The 6,135-nt window shown below is 68.8% G+C and carries 7 protein-coding genes; all 7 read right to left on the bottom strand.

What is annotated here, in order from left to right; genetic code table 11:
• Positions 1–49: 49 nt before the first annotated feature.
• The 7 genes from paaK to ACFXGJ_RS09025 all read right to left on the bottom strand — a co-directional run bounded on the left by paaK (position 50) and on the right by ACFXGJ_RS09025 (position 6,129).
• Complete coding sequence (gene paaK / locus ACFXGJ_RS09055) at positions 50–1,348, bottom strand: phenylacetate--CoA ligase PaaK (RefSeq protein WP_378618013.1); 1,299 nt, start codon at positions 1,346–1,348, stop codon at positions 50–52.
• Between the two features lie 39 nt (positions 1,349–1,387).
• Positions 1,388–2,488: a 1,2-phenylacetyl-CoA epoxidase subunit PaaE gene (paaE, locus tag ACFXGJ_RS09050; protein ID WP_378618012.1), complete on the bottom strand. Its 1,101-nt coding sequence runs from the start codon at positions 2,486–2,488 to the stop codon at positions 1,388–1,390.
• A gap of 3 nt (positions 2,489–2,491) precedes the next feature.
• Positions 2,492–2,998, bottom strand: coding sequence for a 1,2-phenylacetyl-CoA epoxidase subunit PaaD (gene paaD, locus ACFXGJ_RS09045; protein WP_378618011.1), 507 nt, complete (start codon positions 2,996–2,998; stop codon positions 2,492–2,494).
• Entirely contained in the window at positions 2,992–3,909 is a 918-nt protein-coding gene (gene paaC, locus ACFXGJ_RS09040) for a 1,2-phenylacetyl-CoA epoxidase subunit PaaC (protein WP_378618010.1), read from the bottom strand. The genes paaD and paaC overlap by 7 nt, the downstream gene beginning before the upstream one ends.
• A gap of 30 nt (positions 3,910–3,939) precedes the next feature.
• Positions 3,940–4,248 (bottom strand): 1,2-phenylacetyl-CoA epoxidase subunit PaaB, encoded by a 309-nt coding sequence (gene paaB / locus ACFXGJ_RS09035; protein ID WP_378425758.1) that lies wholly within the window; start codon positions 4,246–4,248, stop codon positions 3,940–3,942.
• A complete protein-coding gene (paaA, locus tag ACFXGJ_RS09030; RefSeq protein ID WP_378618009.1) occupies positions 4,245–5,219 on the bottom strand; it encodes a 1,2-phenylacetyl-CoA epoxidase subunit PaaA in 975 nt (324 codons plus the stop codon). Before paaA ends, paaB begins: the two co-directional genes overlap by 4 nt.
• Before the next feature lie 124 nt (positions 5,220–5,343).
• Positions 5,344–6,129 carry an enoyl-CoA hydratase/isomerase family protein gene (locus tag ACFXGJ_RS09025; protein ID WP_378618008.1) on the bottom strand — a complete coding sequence of 262 codons (786 nt, stop codon included), beginning with the start codon at positions 6,127–6,129 and terminating at the stop codon, positions 5,344–5,346.
• Between the last annotated feature and the right edge of the window lie 6 nt (positions 6,130–6,135).

The following is a 6,135-nucleotide window of genomic DNA, read 5'->3' as shown; positions in this document are numbered from 1 at the left end:
GTACCCCGGCCGGGGTACCGATCACGCACCGGCGGCGCAGCCGCTGCCGCTACTTCGGACGGTTGTCGATCAGCCTGCGCGCCTTGCCGACCGAGCGCTCGATGCCGTCGGGGTCGAGCACGTCCACGCCGACGGACACGCCGATCCGGTTCTTGATCAGCGCACGCAGCGCCTCCGAAGCCGCGGCCCGCGCGGCGACCGGCGCATCGGCGCGGGCCTCGACGCGCACGGTCAACCGGTCCAGCCTGCTCGGACGGTCCAGCACGCACTGGAACTGCGGGGACAGCTCCGGCACACCGAGGATCAGCTCCTCGATCTGGGTCGGGAAAAGGTTGACGCCCCGCAGAATGATCATGTCGTCGGAGCGTCCGGTGATCTTCTGCATCCGGCGCATCGACCGCGCCGTGCCCGGTAGCAGGCGGGTCAGATCCCTTGTGCGGTAACGAATGATCGGTAGCGCTTCCTTCGTCAACGAGGTGAAGACCAGTTCGCCCTCCTCCCCGTCCGGCAGGACCTCACTGGTCACCGGGTCGATGATCTCGGGGTAGAAGTGGTCCTCCCAGATGTGCAGGCCGTCCTTGGTCTCCACGCACTCCTGTGCGACACCCGGTCCCATCACCTCGGACAGTCCGTAGATGTCGACGGCGTCCATGTTCAGCTGCTGCTCGAGTTCGGTGCGCATCTGCTCGGTCCACGGCTCGGCGCCGAACACGCCGACTCGCAGCGAGGTCTTCGACGGGTCGATTCCCTTGCGCTCCATCGCGTCGACAATGGTGAGCATGTACGACGGGGTGACCATGATCGCGTCCGGTTCGAAGTCCTCGATCAACTGGATCTGACGCTCGGTCATGCCGCCGGACATCGGAATCACTGTGCAGCCCAACCGTTCAGCGCCGTAGTGGGCTCCGAGTCCGCCGGTGAACAGTCCGTATCCGTACGCGACGTGCACCTTGTCCGACGGCCGGACCCCGCCGGCCCGCAGGCTGCGGGCGACGAGATCCGCCCAGTTGTTCAGGTCGTTCTCGGTGTAGCCGACCACGGTGGGTCTGCCGGTCGTTCCCGACGACGCGTGAATTCGGGACACCTGCTCCATCGGCACCGCGAACATGCCGAAGGGGTAGTTGTCGCGCAGGTCCGCCTTCGTCGTGAAGGGGAACTTGGCGAGGTCGGCGAGGTCCCGGAGATCCTGGGGATGCACGCCCGCCGCGTCGAACGACTGCCGGTAGAACGGCAGGTTGTCGTACGCGTGCTGCAGCGACCAACGCAACCGCTCGGTCTGCAACGCGGAGATCTCGTCACGCGAGGCAAACTCGATGCTCGTCGTCGGCGATGCTGCGAGGTCTGTCATGGTCTGTCTCCGATTCGGGTCGGCGGGATCTGGTGTGGGTCAGGCGTCGAAGTCGACGGTCAGGTCGTCGCTGACCGGGTACGACTGGCAAGTGAGCACGAAGCCGGACTCGACCTCGTAGTCCTCGAGCGCGTAGTTGCGACGCATGTCGACCTCGCCGCAGGTCACCTTCGCGCGGCAGGTGCCGCACACCCCGCCCTTGCAGGCGAACGGCAGGTCCGAGCGGAACTCCTCCGCGGAGTCGAGAACGGTCGCGTCCCGCGGCAGGGTGACGGTGGTGGACCTGCCGTCGAGGATCACCGTCACCTCGCTGCTGGGGCCCTGTACACCGGGTTCGCGATGGGTGTCCGGCGGCGGGGGCGTGTCACCGACGTAGAACAGCTCGTGGTGGATGCGGTCACGGCCGACACCCAGCTCGCCGAGCACGGACTCGGCATCGGTCACCATCCCGAGCGGGCCGCACAGCCAGAAGTGGTCCACGTCCGGGACGGGGACGACCGCGGCGAAGATCTCCCGCAACCGCGGCGCGTCGAGACGGCCGCTGAACAGTTCGACCTCCCTCGGCTCGCGCGAGAGCACGTGGATCACGTCGAACCGGGCGCCGTACTGGTCCTTGAGATCGGCGATCTCCTCGGCGAACATCACCGATCGGGTACGCCGATTGCCGTACAGCAGGGTCACTTCCGCAGCGGGATTCGCCAGCATCGAGGCCGCGATGGAGAGCATCGGGGTGATCCCGGACCCGGCGGCGACCAGTACGTGCCGACCGCCCGCCGCGGGATCGGCGACGAAGGTCCCGGTCGGACCCTGCACCTCGATCTCCTCGCCGACCCGGACCTCGTTGACCAGCCAGCTCGAGAACAGTCCCTCGGACACCGCGCGCACGCCCACCCGGGGTGCGGCGCCCGCGGGCGCGCAGATCGAGTAGTTCCTGCGGTGCTCGACGCCGTCGACGTGACGGCGAAGTGTCAGCGACTGCCCCGGACCGAAGGCGTACTCGCCGGCCAGTTCCGCCGGGACGTCGAAGGTCACGGCGACGGCGTCGTCACAGAGCCGCTCGACGTCGGCGACCCGCAGCGTGTGGAACGGGCGATTGCGCGGCGCGGCAGCGGCGGGCCGGATATCCGATGCGGTGGTCACGGCTCAGATCTCCTTCACGTGGTCGAACGGTTCGAGGCAGTCGAGGCACCGGTAGAGCGCCTTGCACAGGGTCGGGCCGAACTCGGAGTCCAGCCGGGTGCTGCGCGACCCGCATCGTGGGCAGGCGAGCAGACGAGGGCGTGCAATCAGGGTCAGGGGTACCGGCCCGGCGGCCCGCACCGGAGCGGGTCCGGGAACCGAATATCCGTTCTCGGCAAGCTTTCTACGCCCTTCCGAGCTGATCCAGTCGGTGCTCCACGCCGGGGTGAGGACGGTGCGGACCTCCACCTCCGCGTAGCCGGCGACGCCGAGCTTGTGCTCGAGGTCGTCGCGCATGGTGGCCATCGCCGGACATCCCGAGTACGTGGGCGTGATGGTCACCACGACCCGCTCGCCGTCGACCCGCACGTCCCGCAGCACTCCGAGATCGTCGAGGGTCAGCATCGGCATCTCCGGATCGAGGACCGACGCGGCGATCTCGCGGGCAGTCGTCGCGGCCACGGTCACCACGTCCCCTCCGGATGCTGCCGGGCCACGCTCTGCATCTCGGCGAGCAGCGGCCCCAGGTACTCGCTGTGCAGGCCCGAGCGACCGGAGCGGCCGCCCACCGTGCTCACCGACGGTCCGTGCGGCGCCTCGAGTCCGGCTGCATGCAGAACCTGCTCGACCACCGAGTCGAACGACTCGCGGACCCGTGCCGGGTCGACACCGACGCCGACCGCCGCCATCGCGGTCTCCGCGAGCTGACCGGCGAACAGTTCCCCGATGTACGGCCACACCCGCTCCAGGGCATCCGCCATCCGGCGACGTGACTCGTCGGTGCCGCAGCCGAGGGTGACGGCCCACCTCGCCGCGTAGTCGCGGTGGTAGGTCAGTTCCTTGATCCCCTTGACCGCAACCGCGGCCAGGACCGGGTCCCGCGAGCCGCGCAGCCGGTCGAAGATCTCCAGGCGCCAGGCGCTGAAGACGAACAGCCGCAAGATGGTTCGGGCGAAGTCGCCGTTCGGCAGCTCGGCCAGCCGGACGCAGCGGAACGCCGCCTCGTCACGGAAGAAGGCCAGCGCGTCCTCGGCGGGGACGGGTGAGGTCGGCGAGATCACCGGCACCACCGATGCGTTCGCCGCCGCGGCGCGGGCGAGCAGCAGTCGGGCCTGGCCCAGCAGGTCGAGACCGATGTTGGCGAGCGCGACCTCCTCCTCCAGTTCCGGTGCTCGGGTGCTCCACTGGGCGAGCCGCTGCGCCATCACCAGGGCGTCGTCGCCCAGCATCAGGCAGTAGTCGGCGAGCGCACGCAGGTCGACGTCGTCCGGCACGGTGGTGTCCACGCCCGCCAGGGGGTCGTCGAAGCTGGTGCCGAAGGCCCACTGCCCGTCGCCGGTGCCCTCGATCAGGCCGTCGTAGGCGTTGTCATGGTCGATCATCTTGTCAGTCCTTGGTTTACGAATCGCCGGTCACATGTGCGGGACGTTCTCGGGAATCTCGTAGAACGTCGGGTGGCGGTAGACCTTGTCCCCGCTCGGCGCGAAGAACGAGTCCTTCTCACCCGGACTGGAGGCCAGGATCGCGCTCGAACGCACCACCCAGATGCTCACGCCCTCGTTCCGGCGGGTGTAAACGTCCCGCGCATGCCGCAGCGCCATCTCGTCGTCGGCGGCGTGCAGGGAGCCGACGTGGACGTGATTCAGTCCGCGCTTACCGCGCAGGAACACCTCGTACAGCGGCCACTGCGCCTTGACCGGGTGGTCGTGGTTCTCGGTCATCGCGTTGCATCCTTCGTTGTCGATTCCTGCTGTGCGGAAGCCTGTTTCCGGGCGAACGCGGTCGCCGCGGCACGCACCCAGGCGCCGTCCTCGTGGGCCGCGCGTCGATTGGCGATCCGCTCGACGCTGGTGGCGCCGCCGCCCTTGATCACCGCCGTGAACTCGGTCCAGTCGGGCTGCCCGAAATCGTAGGAGCCGCGGTCGGCGTTCCACTTCAGATCCGGGTCGGGAAAGGTGACACCGAGCACCTGAGCCTGCGGCATCGACATGTCCACGAAACGCTGGCGAAGTTCGTCGTTGGTGTGCCGTTTGATGCCCCACGCCATCGACTGCTCGGTGTTCGGCGACCGGTCGTCCGGGGGGCCGAACATCATCAGTGCCGGCCACCACCAGCGGTTGACCGATTCCTGCACCATCGCGCGCTGCTCGGCGGTTCCGCGCATCATGGTGGCGAGGAGTTCGAACCCCTGACGCTGATGGAACGACTCCTCCTTGCACACCCGGATCATCGCGCGGGCGTAGGGACCGAAGGAACTGCGGCACAACGGGACCTGATTGCAGATGGCGGCGCCGTCGACCAGCCACCCGATGGTCCCGACGTCCGCGTAGGTCAGCGTGGGGTAGTTGAAGATCGAGGAGTACTTCTGCGTGCCGTCGATCAACTTCCGGGTGAGGTCCTCGCGGTCCACTCCGAGCGTCTCGGTCGCGGAGTACAGGTACAGCCCGTGACCGGCCTCGTCCTGCACCTTGGCCATCAGGATCGCCTTGCGGCGCAGCGACGGTGCGCGAGTGAGCCAGTTCCCCTCGGGCTGCATGCCGATGATCTCGGAGTGCGCGTGCTGGGCTATCTGCCGGACGAGCGTCTTGCGGTAGCCGTCCGGCATCCAGTCTCGCGGCTCGATCCGCTGGTCGTTCGCGATGGTCTCGTCGAACAGCGCCTGCAGGTCGGCGGTGGCTTCGGTTGTCGTCATATGTTCCTCGCTGCGCCCGATTTACTACCGAACGATCGGTCGATAATTACAGTATGCACGAGCGTGACCCACGACACAAGATCGGGGCCACGCCCTGGACTTTCGGCGCTGTCGGCGGCCCGGCTCAGCGCCCCTGAAACACCGGCGACCGCTTGCCGAGGAAGGCTGCCACCGCCTGGCGGTGATCCTCGCTCGCGCCGAGCGTCACCTGCGCGCGCTGCTCCGCGACGAGTGCGTCGGCAAGCGAGCCGTCGGCACCGAGCAACGCCTTGACCTCCCGGAAGGCACGCGTCGGACCGCTCGCCAGACCGCGCGCGGTCGCGACTGCCGACTCGGCCAGGTCCGCGTCGGGCACCACCCGGTGCACGAGCCCCCAGTCGAGCGCCTGCCCCGCGGTGAACCGGTCGCCGAGCAATATCAGTCCCGCTGCCCGGCTCGCGCCGACCGCCCGGGCCAGCGTGTGACTGAGCCCCGAATCGCTCGCCAGCCCGATTCCGGTGAAGGCCGTCGAGAACTTCGCACCCTCCCCGGCGATCCGGACGTCCCCGGCGAGCGCGATCCCGAGCCCGGCGCCGACGCACGCCCCGTTCACCGCGACTACCACCGGGACCTCGATCGCGGCCAGCGCGGTGACGAGTGGGTTGTAGTGCTCGGCGACGGTGTCCATCGCGTGCGCGGGGTCGGACTCCAGCGCGGCGGCGTGCTCGGCGAGGTCCTGTCCGACGCAGAAGTTCCTGCCCTCGGCCGCGAGCAGAACTGCCCGCGTCCCGGGGTCGGCGCCGGCCCGGACGACCGCGGCCAGCAACTGCTCCTTGAGCGCCCGGTCGAGGGCGTTGGCGGCGGCGGGCCGCCGCAGGGTGACGGTGGCCAGACCGTCACTGTGGTCGTATCCGACGACTTCGGTACTCATCTTCGC

The organism is Rhodococcus sp. NPDC059234 (assembly GCF_042754225.1).
Lineage (GTDB): Bacteria > Actinomycetota > Actinomycetes > Mycobacteriales > Mycobacteriaceae > Rhodococcus_G.
The sequence above is the reverse complement of the archived record's forward strand: the minus strand, read 5'-3'. Positions and strand labels throughout refer to the sequence as shown.